Below are 15,550 nucleotides of genomic sequence, written 5' to 3'. Positions count from 1 at the left end.
TTATGAGGAAGCACCTCTTCGTCAAGCGTTGCGCTTGGCGGAGGGGTGCTTTTTTGCGTGGAAGGGGAGGCATTGGAAATGGATCGAAGGCCGTTGGTGGCCGTGAGCTGCTGCTGGATTGCAGGGACTGCGCTGCTGTCTTTATGTTCGGGGAGAGGGGCCTTATTGGCAGCGGGCGCGCTGCTTCTGATGCTGCTGGCGGCAGCGATGACGGGTCTGGCGTCCCCGAGGCTGGCGTGCGTATGCGCGGCCGCGTTGGTGTTGGCGCATGCGGAAAGGACGTGGACCGAGCAGCGCTTATCGTCCGATATTCCGGCGGCCGAAGTCGAGGCGTGCGGCGGCGCGGCCGAGCTTGCGGGCAGGCTCGACTCTGTCGCGGAAGTGGACGGAGATTTGGTCGCGTTCAGGCTGAGGGCCGAGACGATCCGGTTGGGCGATTCCGAAGAGAGGCGCACGAAAGAGGTCGTCGTCGTTAGGGTAAAGCTGGCCAAGCCAAGCGAACAGCAGACGGCCGGCGAGTGGAGAAGGGGGGACCGCGTTCTTCTGACCGGGGTCTTGGAGCTTCCCGGGCAAGCTTCCAATTTCGGAGCGTTCGATTACCGCCGTTATCTAATGAAGCAAGGCGTCTTCTGGCAAGTGTCGGTGCAAGGGCTGGAGCAGGTCGAGTATACGAGAGTGGCGGCCCCGTGGCCGATGAAGCCGCTGCGGGCGCTCGACGAGCTGCGGGATACGATCGGCAGGCTGGCCGATCGGCTGTATCCGGGCGGGGATTCAGGATATATGAAAGGATTGGTCGTCGGCATTCGTTCCGACCTCGATCCGGTGCAGTTCGATAATTTCGCCAGATTGGGATTAACGCATATTCTCGCGATTTCGGGTCTTCATGTAGGCGTGATCGTCTACTTGCTGCTGCAAATTTGCGGTTGGCTCAGACTGACGCGCGAACGATCGCTGGAGCTGACCCTTGCGATGATGCCGGTCTATATGCTGGTCACGGGAGCGTCGCCCTCCGCCGTGCGCGCTTGTCTGATGGCGATGATCGCGCTTGGCCTGGCGCGCCGACACGCCCTCAAGGACGGTCTGCATTTACTGTTCGCCGCAGCGATGGTTATGCTCATCTGGAATCCTTCGCTGATCGAGGATGTCAGCTTTCAGCTTTCTTTTCTCGTTACGGCGGGGTTGATCCTGGTCGTGCCGGCCGTCTCGGATCTGCTGCCGATAAGATGGAAAGGGTTGAAGGGAGCCGTTGCCGTCACCGTGACCGCTCAGCTCGTATCGTTTCCGGTTTCGGTCTATTATTTTCATTCGATGCACCTGCTGTCCCTGCCGGCCAATTTCCTGCTCGTTCCTTTTATTAGCGCGATCGTGATGCCGCTTGGCATGGCTTCCTTGACTTTGGGCGGGATTTGGCTCCCGCTGGGCGTCATTCCGGCCAAGCTGGCGACGCTGGGGAACGACCTGACGTTCGGCATCGTCGATTGGCTGAACGGCTTTATTCAATGGAGGACGATCTGGCCGCAGCCGTCCCTGCTCTGGGTCGCAAGCGCCTATGCGCTGATGGGAGTCGGGCTTGCCGGATTAAGGCGGCGCTCCCGACGGCTCAAGGAGAGGGAATGGTGGACGGCGCAAGCGGCTCAATACGAGGCGCAATTCGCAGGCGCATCCGTTACGTCGCCGCTCGATTCCGTTGTTCCCGGCGCAGCGCGCTCCGAGAGAGCGCGATCGTTGGCCAAGCGATGCGGATTCGGCATCGCCTTGACCGCATGGCTCGTATGGGGAGCGCAGCCGGCGTGGACGGATCGCGAAGCGGCGGTTTCCTTCCTCGATGTGGGGCAGGGAGACAGCATTTTGATCCGAACCGGCTACGGCAAGCGAATTCTGATCGACGCCGGAGGGACGGTCAGCTTCCGCAAGCCGGGAGACGAGTGGAGGGAACGCAACGATCCTTACGAGGTCGGCAGGAAGCTGCTTGTGCCGCTGCTGCTGCAAAGGGGAATCCGGCAGCTGGACGCGCTCGTGCTGACCCATATGGATACCGATCATATCGGAGGCGCTCGCGCTGTGCTCGACAATATTCCCGTACGGGCAGTGCTGTTCAACGGCACGATCAAGGATTCGTCCGGCGCGCTGGCGCTGATGCGGGCGGTTGCCAACAGGGGGATTCCCGTATACGCGGCGCACGAATCGCTGGAATGGCAGCCCGATCCTTCGGTAAACCTCCGCGTTCTGTACCCGTCGGCGGACGATTCGCAGCAGGATAGCCCCGTTGAAGCCAGCGACAAGCAAAATGAGCGAAGCGTCGTTCTGTTGGCGGAGATTTACGGACGCCGTTTTCTGCTGCCCGGCGATCTGGAGGCCGGAGGGGAAATCGCCATCGTGGACGAAGAGTATGCGAGCGGAAGGAATGGCGCCGGTTTCTTGGATGGCCAACGCCCTGCCATCGACGTGCTCAAAGCCGGCCATCACGGCAGCAAGACGTCGACGACCGGCTTGTGGGTCGATTTCTGGCAGCCGAGAGAGACGGTGATATCGGTCGGACGCAACAATTTCTACGGGCATCCGAGTCCGGAGGTGCTGTATCGGCTTGAGAGCGCGGGAAGCGAGATCTGGAGGACGGACCTCAACGGAGAGGTGCAGTATCGCATTTCTCCGGGCGGGACGATGCGGAGAAGGACGATGATGACCTTGACGTCCGAGCCTCATTCTTAAAACTTTCAGAAGGAAGATAACGAATATTCGGGACGACGGCCTGCTGCCGGGTTTCAAGGGGAGGATGGTTCTCTGCGGGCGGGATTGCCGCGGCGCGCGTTTATCCAGCATAAAACATGGTGACTTTTTACGTATTTTTGCTAGACTTATAGAGTATGAATGAAGGGTTACCGAAAATTCCCGTTGGGGAACTGCAACCTTTATTTGGACGCTAGCGTCTGTGAAGGTGCAGGGGAGGAGGATCTTCTGTGGTGGAGCCGGCTCTGATCAAAGCCGCACAAGCGGGCGACCGGGAAGCTCTCGTCGCGCTACTCCGCGAAATCGAGCACCAAGTGTATCGTACCGCGTACTATTTGCTGAACAACGAGCAGGATGCGCTCGACGCATCGCAGGATGCGCTCATTCGGATATATACGAAAATCGGATCCTACGAGGAAAAAGCGCAGTTTCGCACCTGGGTGCAGCGAATTGTCACGAACATCTGCATCGACAAATTCCGGCGCAAGAAACCTTCCGTCTCCATCGAGGAGCACGAGATGGTCTTTCAGGCGGGGGATAACGTGGAGACCGAAGTTTTGTCCGCGTACGCCGCGGAGGAAATTCGAGAAGCCATCGGTAAGCTTCCCGAGCATCATCGTACCGTGGTCGTTCTCAGGTATCTCCAGGATTTCTCTTATAACGAAATTGCCGATTCCTTGAATTTGCCGCTTAATACTGTCAAATCCTACTTATTTAGAGCCCGGCAACAATTGCAAGTTTTACTTCACGATTATCAGAAAGGTGGTGTCCGGGGATGAAGTGCCAAGAGGTGATGGAACTCATGCAGCGTTACATTGACGGTGATCTAGATCAACAAGAAACATCGCTCATGATGGATCATGCCGATCAATGCTCGGATTGTGCCGCCATGCTGGTCAGATTGCAGAAGCTGTCGAGCGAATTGGAGCAGCTTCCGCGAGTCGTACCGAAATTCAGTATCGTGGATTCGATTCTTCCCGAGCTGGAGCGCCTGCATGCCGCCGGCGCGACCGACGGGGCGGACAAAGCCGCGAGCGATTCGATCGCTTCATCGCCGGCACCGGTTCGTTCGCAGCGGCCTTCCCGGCGGCTCTTTCGCAAAATTTCCGGCGTCGTAGCCGCGGGTATCGTCGTCGGGCTGCTGCTGTTCAGCAATCCCGGGGAGTGGCTGAGAATGGGCGGCGGAAGCCATAACGATGCGGCGATGCCGAATCCGGTGTCCGCGCCCGCCGGCGAGAAAGGGTCGGCGGCGTCGGGAGCCACGCTGTTCTCCATTCAAGAAGAGACCCCTGAGGGCGTTCAGGATCAATCCGCTCCGGAGGCACGGGAAAAGTCGTTTGCGGCGGGCGGCGGGGACGGAGAAGCGGAACTGCGTCATAACGAGGGAGACGCCTCATCCGGAGAAACCGGAGATACGATGACTCCCGCGCTTGAAGGCGACGGGCCTCTCATCACGGGTCTGTCGGCTCCGGCGGAAACGGCGGAATCCCCGGACGGCAAGTGGAGAGCGGCTGCCGAGGAGGAGGCGGGAACGCTGAGGGTCTACCGCGCCGAGGACAACGAGCTGCTGTACAGCTCGGAGCCGAAGGATGGGAGCATCGGCCTGCTGACTTGGAACGATGACAGCACCGCGCTGAACTTTACGGTCACCGCTGCCGACGGCAGCTCGACGGAATGGCAGCTCGACATGGCGACGTTTACGGAATCCGAAAGATGAACGAACTTTTTGACGGCAGTCACCTTCCCGGGGGAGGCCGCGTATAGTGTACGGTATAAGCCGACGAGCGTCTCCGGACCGTTGTCGCGCTCGTTCGCGCCGGTACCATGGGCCGGCCGGCGGACGTTGATATAGATGTCCGAGAACAAGGGGATCGCGCCGCAGCAGGCGCGATCCCCTTGTCTTTGTCGGCTCGGTTCGCGGCGGGGAAGCCTCCGGTTCTGCCTCCGACATAACCCGATTCTGCGTCCATAGGACGCCGAAGGCGTTTTTGCTTGGGTGCGCATTCCCGTGCCTTTGTAGTACAATGAGAGGAAACGAACAAGCAAGGAGCGGCAGGATGGACGCGAAGCAAGCTTTTCGAGCGGTTAATCAAGGTCAAATCTCGCCCGTGTACGTCTGTTACGGGACCGAGTCCTATATCAGGAACGAATTTATCGAACGGCTGCAGGAGCGGCTTGTGGAACCCGAGCACAGGGAAATGGCCATCGTCCGCTTCGATACCGGGGAGACGCCGATCGATACGGTCGTCGACGAGGCCGAGACGCTGCCGTTTCTCGTGCCAAGCAAAATCGTGATCGTCCGGGATCAGACGCTGTTCGCCGCGGGCAAGGAATCGGCCAAAACCGAGCACCGACCCGAACGTCTCCTCGCGTATATGGAGCAGCCGCTGGAGTCGACGGTGCTCGTCTTTGTCGTGCCGCAGGAGAAGCTGGACGAACGCAAGAAAACGGTGAAAACGGCCAAAGCCAAAGAGTACATCGTCTCGTTCGCCTCGTTGCAGCCCGAGGAGCTGCTGCGCTGGCTGATCAAGCGCGCCGGGGGGCAGGGACGCTCGATGGACGCCCCGGCCGCGGAGGAGCTGCTGCGCCGCGTAGGCACCGACATGCACGCGCTGGCCGCGGAGACCGACAAGCTGTGCCTGCACGCGGGACAAGGAGGCGCGGTATCGCTCGAAGCGATCCGAACGCTCGTGCCGATGGCGACGGAGCAGAACGTGTTCAAGCTGACCGAGGAACTGGCCGCGCTCCGTACGACGGAAGCGATCTCGCTGTATCACGACCTGCTGAAGCAGCGGGAGGAGCCGATCAAGCTGATGGCGCTGCTTGTCCGCCAATTTCGCAACATGCTCTACGTGAAGGAGCTGGGAGGCCAAGGGTATTCCCCGCAGCAGATGGCGTCCCAGATCGGGCTTCATCCTTATGCGGCGAAATTAACGGCCGAGCAGGCGCGCAAGTTCAGCCTCGAGCGGCTGGCCGCGCTGCTTGGCGAGCTGGCGGAGCTGGATTACGCGATGAAGACGGGGAAGGTCGACAAGGCGCTCGGCCTCGAGCTGTTCTTGCTGCGAACCGGCTCCCAAGGGGCAAGCTGAAACTGCGGAGGAGCGCGGGGAAGGCGGAACGATCGGTGCTCGCAGCCGTGAAATCATGACGCGAAAACATGAAAACAAACCAAAAGAGCCATCCTACAAGCAGGACGATCCTGCAGGGGATGGCTCTTCGATGGCTGCCGCCGGTGAGCGGCTCGCCGCATATGCGTCAGGCGCAGCCTTAAGCTTGCGCGGACAATGCGTTGAGTTTCTTGGCCAGGCGGGACTTTTTGCGAGCGGCTGCATTTTTGTGAATAAGGCCTTTGGTTGCCGCTTTGTCCAGCTTCTTCTGTGCCGCACCGTATGCTGCTTTAGCAGCGTTCACATCCGTTCCTACGACCGCAGCGTCGGCTTGTTTAACAGCCGTACGAAGAGCGGATTTAGCCGAAGCGTTGCGCAGGCGGCGAGCTTCGTTCGTTTTGGTACGTTTGATGGCGGATTTGATGTTTGGCATTCTTTTCACCTCCAGATCAAACAGAAAGTATTTCTCCACACAACTTGTAACATTCTATCATGCAAGGGGGCAAAAAGCAAGCTGATTTCCCACCTCAATCCGCAAGCGAAAGGGGCTTTATTTCACCCGATGGACAAAGACTTGTCGATGTATAACATCCGCACGGACCTGGCTCTGGAAGCGAAGGAGCTCGCCTCGGAAGATCATGGAGCGTCCGAAATTCCGGGGCTGTGGTCGGAGACGGACAGCAGCGACGGCGTTACCGTAACCCGGATGGAAATTCAGAACGAAGAAGCCGCGCAGCGGATCGGCAAAATGGTCGGACACTATGTCACGCTCGAGGTGCCGGGCATGCGCCAGGGCGATACCGAGCTGCAGGATAAAGTGGCGACCGCGATGGCCAAGGAATTCGAGGCGTTCCTGCAGCGGATCGGCATTACTCCCAAGCACAGCGTGCTTGTCGTCGGGCTGGGCAACTGGAACGTGACGCCGGACGCGTTGGGGCCGATCGTCGTGGAGAATATGATGGTGACGCGGCAGTTTTTCGAATTGATGCCGGATCAGGTAAGTCCGGGATACCGGCCCGTCAGCGCCGTGGCGCCGGGCGTGCTGGGCACGACAGGCATCGAGTCGAGCGACATCGTGCAGGGCATTGTGGAGAAGGCGAAGCCGGACCTGGTCATCGCCATCGACGCCCTGGCCTCCAAATCGCTTGAACGGGTCAACACGACGATCCAGATTGCCGATACGGGCATTCACCCCGGCTCGGGCATAGGCAACAAGCGCAAAGGGCTGACCAAGGACATTCTCGGCGTCCCGTGCATCGGCATCGGCGTGCCGACCGTCGTATACGCGTCGACAATCGTCAACAATACGATGGATATGATGTTCGAGCATATGAAGCAGCATACCGACAACATGGACCCGATGTTCGGCGTTTTCGGCAAAATGGCCGACAACGAACGGCTGCAGCTGGTGCGCGAGGTGCTTCACCCGCTCGGACACGATTTGCTCGTCACGCCCAAGGAGATCGACAAGTTTATCGAGGATATCGCCAACGTCATCGCCAGCGGCCTGAACGCCGCGCTCCACGAAGCGGTCGACACCGACAACGTGGCCGCCTATACGCACTAGGGCGGGTTTGCCTGCACGCCCCGGAACGCCGCGCTCCCGCAGGAGCCGCTTCGCCAGCCGAAGCGGCTCCTCTCTCATTCTATCAACCTTCCGGTTCTATCATTCCCGTTTGTCTCATAGGATGAGATACCTGGGAAAAAAGAGAAGGCGCCTTCGCAGGACGGAGGCACCGGGAGGTAGAGCAACATGAAACGAAGGATCGGATCGACGGAGTGGCCCTTGCTGCGTGCCAAATGGCGTAAAATTCTCGTTACCGGACGCGCTTTTTTCCTGCTGAGCGCCGGTTCTATGATGCTGTTCATTCTGCTGGGACTGGGCGGCTTGCTGCAGGACAAGCTGGCCGTGTCGCCCGCGCAATCGATGAAAGGGATGGCCGCCTCGCTGTCGGGCCGATTTTTCGAATCGCTGCTGGCAATGGAAATTCCGGAGATGGAAGCCTCGGCGGATTCGCCGTTCGAGACGGGCCGGATGGCGTCGTTCCTGCTGCGGTTCATGACCGACATGAATCCCGACAATCCGAAAAGCCTGCTCACGCTGGAGCTTCCGGGCATGGATCGCGATCGTTCCGTGCTGCTCAGGCCGGGTTCGGGTTCGCCGGAGGCGCCCGAAGACCACGGTCCGCTCACCGATGGAGAGCAGCCTTCCGATTATGGGGAGCCCGGCGAGCCGCAGGATCCCGACCATTTTCCCGAGACGGAGACCGATCCCGAGCCGTCGGCTCCGGCGTCTCCCGCGCCTTCGGGCGGAGAGGACAAGCCTTCTCCGGCCAGCGAGCCGTCTACGGAAGGACGCAAAGTCGTCTTCGTCTATCATTCGCACAATCGCGAATCGTATTATCCGGAGCTCAAGGAAGGGACGAAGGACCCGAACTCGGGCAAAATCAACGTCACCTTGGTCGGCAAACGGCTCGTCGGCCAACTCGAAAAGCGCGGAATCGGGGCCGTTCATTCGCCCAAGGATTATTCGACGTCGGTTCAGGGCTATAATTGGAATTATTCGTATAAATATTCTTTGCAGACCGTACGCCAGGCGATGGCCGATAACGAAGATTTGAAATTTTTCTTCGATATCCACCGGGATTCCCAGCGACGCTCGAAGACGACGGCGACGATCAAGGGCAAGGATTATGCGCAGGTGTATTTTATTATCGGGCATCGCAACCCGAACTGGCGCGAGAACGAGGATTTCGCCAATCGCCTCCACGAGCGGCTGGAGAAGCAGTATCCCGGTCTGTCCCGGGGCGTGTGGGGCAAGTCGGCGGCCAACGGCAACGGGGAGTACAACCAGTCCGTCGCTCCGGACAGCGTGCTGATCGAGATCGGCGGCGTCGACAATACGCTTGAGGAATGTTACCGGACGGCGGACGCGCTGGCGAAGGTCATCTCGGAAATCTATTGGGACGACGAAAAAGCGGTCAAAGCGGATGCTCCGCAAAAATAGAAAGGAGGTGCGCCGATGCGCAGGGATACGTTTAAGCTGCTGATTATGGCGGGTCTGCTCGGCTTTGCCGTGCTGTACGGGATGGAGCTGTCGTCCAAGGGGATCGAAAGCGTCAAAGGCCCGTGGGAGACGGAGGGAACGGCGGTCGAGCAGCCCGCCGAAGACGGAGACTGGACGCTGCCGGTCAAGGAGCCGCGGCAGGGAACGAAGTCTCGGGAGGACAGCCGATCCTCCGCCGCCGGAGAGGGGCTGGAGGCCGGCGAGAACGGCGAGGAATTCGGGATACCGAGAGCGGATCGCGAGCCGATCGTCGACAGATTGTCCGGCAAGACGGCCGAGGTGCTGAACAACCTGTCGCGGGACGGCATTCGCATGGTCGTCTCCTTGTTCGACAAGGTGCTTGGCTAGCGGCGAACGGAGGGGGCTGGCGCGGAGTAGGGCGGGGATGCGGCTTGACGCGCGCGAAGCGGTCGACTATGATGGAGGTAATTCCGTTTCTAAGGGGAAATTTAAATGTTGGTCATGGTTCTGAACTGAATTATTCAATAAGTCGCTAACGACCCATGCATGGAGCAGCGAGCCTGGAAATAAGCAGGTTTGTTTGCCGATGGGGCCGTCGCGGCTGGAATAACCAGTGAGGAACCGGACAAGACCGCCCCTTCCGAAACGAAGCGTTCGGGGAGATCTGCCGTGCTCGTCAGGGTACGGTTTTTTTGCGCGATTTTTCGGGTTTGCGCCCGGGAGCCGCGCGTCTCTTCGAGGCTGATTTCTGGCAGGCTGCGAGCTTGCGCCGATGGCGCATGTCCTCGCGGCCTATTTTTTATTTTCCACTTAGGAGGCATAAACGATGAGACAGCATTCACTCGACAAACTGGAATATCCCCGCGCGATATCCGCGCTCCTGAACTGCGCCGTGACGTATTTGGGCAAACAAAGAATCGAGCGGCTCCGGCCGATCGCGGACATCGCGATCATTCGGCGCAAGCTCGCGGAGACGGAGGAGGCTGCCCGGCTGCTTGCTCGGGGCGCGCATCCGCCGCTCCCTTCGCTGGAGGGCATGGAGACGCTGACGGCTCTGCTCGGAACGGGGTACGTGCTGACCGAGCAGGATTTCGGACATCTGGCCCAATTCGCGCGAAGCTGCGAGCAGCTGCGGCAGTATATGGCCGCCAAGAGAGCGGACTTTCCGTCCGTGGCCGGCTACGGCCTGTCGATGCACGACCTGAAGCCGCTGCGAGAGGCGATCGAGGCTTGCGTCGACCGGGGACGCATCGTGGATACGGCGAGCCCGGAGCTTCACAAGCTCAGGAAGAAAATCCGCGCGGCGGAGGAGAAGCTGCAGAAGAGACTCGAAGGCCTCATGTCCCGGCTGGCGGATTGCCTGCAGGAGAGAATCGTCAGCCGCAGAGACAACCGGTTCGTGCTGCCCGTGAAACGGGAATACCGCAGACGCGTGCCCGGAGCGGTGCTGGACGAATCCGCGAGCGGCCAGACCGTATTCGTGGAGCCGGCGGAGCTGGCCGGACCGCAGATGGAGCTGAGCGAGCTGCGGTTCCAGGAAAGCCGCGAGGAGACGCTTATTCTCGCGCGCTTGACCGGAGAGGCGGAATCGTACGCGCAGGAACTGTCGGTCAATCTCGATGCGGTCGGATACTGCGATTTTCTGTTCGCGAAGGCCAAGTGGGGGCTGGCGATCGGCGGCGTCGCTCCGGAGCTGAACGAAAATCGCGCGCTCGATCTGAAGGAAGCGCGTCACCCGTTTTTGGCGGCACAGCCGGTTCCGCTCAACATCCGCGCCGGCGACGGCTATCGGGCGCTGCTGATTACGGGACCGAACACGGGCGGCAAGACCGTTGCGCTTAAGACGGCCGGGCTGCTCACGCTGCTGGCCCAATCGGGGCTGCTTATTCCCGCCGCGGAGGGAAGCTCCGTGGCCGTGTTCCAGTCCGTCGAAGTCGATATCGGGGACGATCAGAGTCTTGAATCGTCGCTGAGCACGTTTTCCTCCCACCTGCGCAACGTCATCGATATTCTCGCCCACGCGGGACCCGCGACGCTGGTGCTGCTGGACGAACTGGCGACCGGTACCGATCCCGGAGAAGGGGTCGGCCTGTCGATTGCGGTGCTGGAGGAGCTGTACCGGCGGGGCTGCGTGATTATGGCGACGACGCATTTTAACGAGATCAAGGAGTATGCCCGGAACGCGGAAGGCTTTCGGAACGCCCGGATGGCGTTCGACGAAGAAACGCTTAGTCCGCTGTACCGTTTGGACATGGGAGAAGCGGGCAACAGCTACGCTTTCGTCATTGCCGCCAAGCTGGGGATCGCGCCGAACATCGTCGAGCGGGCACGCACGATTGCCGACCGGCTGAAGGATGGGCGCGAATACACGGCCGTTCCCGACGCGGAGGCAGGACGGCTGCAAGCCGATGCGCGCGCGGACGCTCGCCCCGCTTCGCGGCAGTCGAAACGGCAGACGAAGAAGGAGCGGACGAACGAGGAGATGGCCGGCAAGTGGTCGGTAGGGGATCTCGTTTATATCCCTCATCTGCGCAAGGCCGGCGTCGTATATCGGCTGCCCGACGAGCGAGGCAACCTGATCGTGCAGGTGCAGCGGGAGAAAATCAAGCTCAACCATAAGCGGATTCGCAAGTATATCGACAAAAAACACCTCTACCCGGACGAAAATTACGATCTGGATATCGTGTTCGACTCGGTGGACAATCGCAAAAAACGCCATCTGATGGGCAAGCGGCACGTGGAGGGGATAACGATCGAGCATCCGCCGGAGGAGTAGCCGCGAGAGGAAATGGCCGGCGCGATTCCGGCACTCCCGTCAAGCTGCCGCCGCGCTCATTGATGAGAGCGGCGTACGCTGTTATAATGAATTGATCGTCATTCGACGTTATGGAACCGGCTGGAGGTACTCATTGGAATGGCAGAACTGTCCATCAAACAAAGCAACATCCGCAATTTTTGCATTATCGCGCACATCGACCACGGCAAATCGACGTTGGCCGACCGCATTTTGGAATATACCGGGGCTCTGACCTCGCGGGAAATGCAGGAGCAAGTGCTGGACTCGATGGACCTGGAGCGCGAGCGCGGCATTACGATCAAGATGACGGCGGTGCGGCTGCTGTATAAGGCCGACGACGGAGAGACGTATTTGCTGCACCTGATCGATACGCCGGGCCATGTCGACTTTACGTACGAGGTATCGCGCAGTTTGGCCGCATGCGAAGGCGCGATTCTCGTCGTCGACGCGGCGCAGGGCATCGAGGCGCAGACGCTGGCCAACGTGTATCTGGCACTGGACAACAATCTGGAGATCGTTCCGGTCATCAACAAGATCGACTTGCCCAGTGCGGAGCCCGATCGCGTCAAGCAAGAGATCGAGGACGTGATCGGTCTCGATGCGAGCGACGCGGTGCTGGCGTCCGCGAAGAACGGGATCGGCATTCGCGAAATTCTGGAGCAGGTCGTCAAGCAGGTTCCGCCTCCGCAAGGAGATCGCGACAAGCCGCTGAAGGCGCTCATTTTCGATTCCCATTACGATGCATATAAAGGCGTCGTCTGCTCCATTCGCGTCATTGACGGCACGATCAAGGCCGGCACGCGCATGAAGTTCATGGCGACGGGCGCGCAGTTCGAAGTCGTCGAGGTCGGCACGTTTATGCCCCGTCCGACGGCGGTAACCGAGCTGGGACCGGGAGACGTTGGCTTCGTCAGCGCTTCGATCAAGAACGTGAAGGATACGCGGGTCGGGGATACGATTACCGATGCGAAGAATCCGACCCCCGAGCCGCTCGCGGGCTATCGAAGCATTAACCCGATGGTGTTCTGCGGGATGTATCCGATCGATTCGACGGATTACAACGACCTGCGGGACGCGCTGGAGAAGCTGGAGCTGAACGACGCTTCGCTGCGCTATGAGCCCGAATCGTCCCAGGCGCTTGGCTTCGGCTTTCGCTGCGGCTTTCTGGGCATGCTGCACATGGAGATCATTCAAGAGAGAATCGAGCGGGAGTTCAACATTCCGCTCATTACGACCGCGCCGAGCGTTATTTATCGGGTGACGCTGACAAGCGGCGAAGTGCAGGAGATTTCCAATCCGGCCGATTACCCCGATTCCGCCAAAATCGACTTCGTCGAGGAACCCTTCGTCAAGGCGTCGATTATCGTTCCGAACGATTTCGTCGGCGCAATTATGGAGTTGTGCCAGGGCAAGCGCGGTGAATTCATCGATATGCAGTATTTGGACACGAACCGCGTTACGATTCAGTACAATGTGCCGCTGGCGGAGATCGTCTACGATTTCTTTGACCAGCTCAAGTCGAGCACGAAGGGCTACGCCTCGTTCGACTACGAACTGATCGGCTACCGGCAATCGTCCCTGGTCAAAATGGATATTTTGCTCAACGCCGAGAAGGTGGACGCGCTTTCGTTTATCGTGCACAGGGACCGCGCCTACAACCGCGGGCGAGTCATCTGCGAGAAGCTGAAGGAGCTCATTCCGCGCCAGATGTTCGAGGTGCCGATTCAGGCGGCGGTCGGCCAGAAGATCGTCTCCCGCGAGACGATCAAGGCGATGCGCAAAAACGTGCTGGCCAAATGTTACGGCGGCGACATCTCGCGTAAGCGGAAGCTGCTCGACAAGCAGAAGGAAGGCAAGAAGCGGATGAAGCAGGTCGGCAACGTCGAGGTTCCGCAGGAAGCGTTCATGGCGGTGCTGAAGCTGGACGAGGATTAAAAATACGGGGAAGCGGGCTGCGGCCCGCTTTTCTCTATTGAAGTTAACGTGAAGGGCAACAAGAACGATAAGCGGGGTGAAATCTATGAGCAGCAATTGCGCGGAATCCGCCGAACCGGCGAATGGCGTGCCGCCGCTGCACCGGTGGACGCCGAGTGCGCTGTACATCCATATTCCTTTTTGCACGAACAAATGCTTTTATTGCGATTTTAACTCCTACGTCGCCGCAGGCCAGCCGATCGACGCGTATTTGGACGCGCTTGAAAACGAGATGAGGCTGACCGTTGCCGAGCTGTCCCCGACCGCGATCGATACCGTATTCGTAGGCGGGGGGACGCCGACCGTGCTGACGCCTTCGCAGATGAGTCGGTTTCTGGAGGCGGTAAGAAGGCATTTTCCGCTTGCGGCCGATGCCGAATTTACGATGGAAGCCAATCCGGGCACGACGGACATGGAGAAGCTTGCCGCGATGCGCGACGGCGGCGTGAACCGGATCAGCTTCGGCGCGCAGACGTTCGACAACGGCTTGCTGGAGAGAATCGGGAGAATTCATGCCGCGCAGGACGTCGTGCAGAGCATCGCCAACGCCAAGGCGGCCGGATTTGCGAATCTGTCGATCGATCTGATGTTCGGTCTGCCGAACCAGACGCTCGCCCAGCTTCAGGACAGCGTCAACAAGGCGCTGGAGCTCGACTTGCCACACTATTCCCTGTACGGGCTGAAGGTGGAGGAAAATACGCTGTTCTACCGTCTGTACCAGCGGGACGAGCTGCCCTTGCCCGAGGAAGAGGAAGAAGTGGCGATGTACGAGTACCTGATCGAAAGGCTGAGCGGAGCGGGGTACCGGCATTACGAGATCAGCAATTTCGCGCGGCCGGGCTCCGAGAGCCGGCACAATACGGTCTACTGGCACAACGAGCCGTATTACGGGCTGGGCGCCGGAGCCCACGGTTACGCTTTGGGGCAGCGCCATGTCAACATTAAAGGCGTGCAGCCGTACATCGACGCGGCCAACCGCCAGCTTCCGCGGCTTGAGCGCAGCGGCGTCAGCGCGGAGGAAGCGATGGGCGACTTCATGATGGTCGGCCTGCGGCTGCGGGAGGGCGTGACTCAGGCCGCTTTCGCCAAGCAGTTCGACGGGGCCGACCTGGAACGGATATACGGCCGGGAGCTGGCCAGGCTCGTCGATCAGGGCTTGCTGGAGCGCACGGAGCGAGAGCGGGGCTATCGGCTCACTCCGCGCGGCGTGCTGCTCGGCAACGAGGTATTCGGAGCGTTCGTCTGATCTTCTAAATGTCTCTTGAGGGATCCGATGAGATGTTGTATATTTATACATACATTATTCATTGGATGAGAGAAGGAATGGTTATGTCGGTCGTCTGCCGCCCGGCGCTAAAGGAAGACGTAGAGGCGCTTTACGAACTTATACAGGGTTATGCCGCCCAAGGAATTATGCTGCCCAGGTCGCGCGAGGCGTTGACCCGGAACATCGATACGTTTATCGTTGCCCTGGACGGAGAACGGCTGATCGGGTGCGGCTCGCTGTGCCGTCTTGGCAGCGACCTCGTCGAGATTCGTTCGCTGGGCATTGCCGACGGGTATAAAGGCCAGGGGGTCGGCAGCAAGCTCGTCGACGCGCTGATCGCGGAAGCCAAGCTGCAGGGCATTCCGAAAGTAATGGCGCTCACGTACGAGGCGGCGTTTTTTCAGAAGAACGGATTCCGGATCGTCGACAAGGAGATTTTTCCCGAGAAAGTATGGACGGATTGCGTCAACTGCCCGAAGCAGGAATGCTGCGACGAAATCGCCGTCGTACGGATCATCGAGCCGGCCGAGAAGAACGAGGAGATCAGTTTCGCCCAAATGTAAGCGACGATGCCAAATCGAGCGGGAACGTCCTTGACACGACCGCCTTCGGTTTGGTATTTTTGTAATAGCCTTTAGCACTCGTCGTAA

General features: G+C 59.7%; 12 protein-coding genes. 11 read left to right on the top strand and 1 reads right to left on the bottom strand.

All coding sequences use genetic code 11. The features are described from left to right. The first annotated feature begins 165 nt into the window (after positions 1 to 165). From ACFFT4_RS34545 to holA, 4 genes are all read left to right on the top strand, one after another. Positions 166 to 2,709, top strand: coding sequence for a DNA internalization-related competence protein ComEC/Rec2 (locus ACFFT4_RS34545; RefSeq protein WP_378054312.1), 2,544 nt, complete (start codon positions 166 to 168; stop codon positions 2,707 to 2,709). A 248-nt stretch (positions 2,710 to 2,957) separates the two neighbouring features. Then, the gene (locus tag ACFFT4_RS34540; protein ID WP_378054310.1) at positions 2,958 to 3,506 is read left to right on the top strand and encodes an RNA polymerase sigma factor; all 549 of its coding nucleotides are present in this window, start codon (positions 2,958 to 2,960) and stop codon (positions 3,504 to 3,506) included. After that, positions 3,503 to 4,444 (top strand): zf-HC2 domain-containing protein, encoded by a 942-nt coding sequence (locus ACFFT4_RS34535; RefSeq protein ID WP_378054308.1) that lies wholly within the window; start codon positions 3,503 to 3,505, stop codon positions 4,442 to 4,444. Before ACFFT4_RS34540 ends, ACFFT4_RS34535 begins: the two co-directional genes overlap by 4 nt. A 340-nt stretch (positions 4,445 to 4,784) precedes the next feature. Next, the gene (gene holA, locus ACFFT4_RS34530) at positions 4,785 to 5,816 is read left to right on the top strand and encodes a DNA polymerase III subunit delta (protein ID WP_378054306.1); all 1,032 of its coding nucleotides are present in this window, start codon (positions 4,785 to 4,787) and stop codon (positions 5,814 to 5,816) included. A 178-nt stretch (positions 5,817 to 5,994) separates the two neighbouring features. Here the strand turns inward: holA and rpsT are convergent, their stop codons facing one another. Next, on the bottom strand, positions 5,995 to 6,267 hold the full coding sequence (gene rpsT, locus ACFFT4_RS34525; RefSeq protein WP_378054304.1) for a 30S ribosomal protein S20: 273 nt from the start codon (positions 6,265 to 6,267) through the stop codon (positions 5,995 to 5,997). A 129-nt stretch (positions 6,268 to 6,396) separates the two neighbouring features. Here rpsT and gpr point away from each other — a divergent pair, with 129 nt between their 5' ends. The 7 genes from gpr (at position 6,397) to ACFFT4_RS34490 (ending at position 15,463) form a co-directional block, all read left to right on the top strand. Further along, positions 6,397 to 7,401, top strand: a complete 1,005-nt coding sequence (gene gpr / locus ACFFT4_RS34520) for a GPR endopeptidase (protein WP_378054302.1) — start codon at positions 6,397 to 6,399, stop codon at positions 7,399 to 7,401. 186 nt (positions 7,402 to 7,587) lie between these two features. Further along, the gene (spoIIP, locus tag ACFFT4_RS34515) at positions 7,588 to 8,841 is read left to right on the top strand and encodes a stage II sporulation protein P (RefSeq protein WP_378054300.1); all 1,254 of its coding nucleotides are present in this window, start codon (positions 7,588 to 7,590) and stop codon (positions 8,839 to 8,841) included. A 15-nt stretch (positions 8,842 to 8,856) separates the two neighbouring features. Continuing rightward, complete coding sequence (locus ACFFT4_RS34510; protein WP_378054298.1) at positions 8,857 to 9,249, top strand: hypothetical protein; 393 nt, start codon at positions 8,857 to 8,859, stop codon at positions 9,247 to 9,249. Positions 9,250 to 9,688: 439 nt separating this feature from the next. Further along, on the top strand, positions 9,689 to 11,638 hold the full coding sequence (locus ACFFT4_RS34505; protein ID WP_378054296.1) for an endonuclease MutS2: 1,950 nt from the start codon (positions 9,689 to 9,691) through the stop codon (positions 11,636 to 11,638). 138 nt (positions 11,639 to 11,776) lie between these two features. Then, positions 11,777 to 13,594, top strand: coding sequence for a translation elongation factor 4 (gene lepA / locus ACFFT4_RS34500; protein WP_378054294.1), 1,818 nt, complete (start codon positions 11,777 to 11,779; stop codon positions 13,592 to 13,594). 85 nt (positions 13,595 to 13,679) lie between these two features. Then, positions 13,680 to 14,879 carry a radical SAM family heme chaperone HemW gene (gene hemW, locus ACFFT4_RS34495; RefSeq protein WP_378054292.1) on the top strand — a complete coding sequence of 400 codons (1,200 nt, stop codon included), beginning with the start codon at positions 13,680 to 13,682 and terminating at the stop codon, positions 14,877 to 14,879. 77 nt (positions 14,880 to 14,956) lie between these two features. Next, complete coding sequence (locus ACFFT4_RS34490; RefSeq protein WP_378054290.1) at positions 14,957 to 15,463, top strand: N-acetyltransferase; 507 nt, start codon at positions 14,957 to 14,959, stop codon at positions 15,461 to 15,463. The last annotated feature ends 87 nt before the right edge of the window (positions 15,464 to 15,550 follow it).

This window comes from Cohnella cellulosilytica, from assembly GCF_042431195.1.
GTDB classification, from domain to species: Bacteria; Bacillota; Bacilli; order Paenibacillales; family Paenibacillaceae; genus Cohnella; species Cohnella cellulosilytica.
Note: the sequence above shows the minus strand (reverse complement) of the source record. Positions and strands in the feature narration are given on the sequence as shown.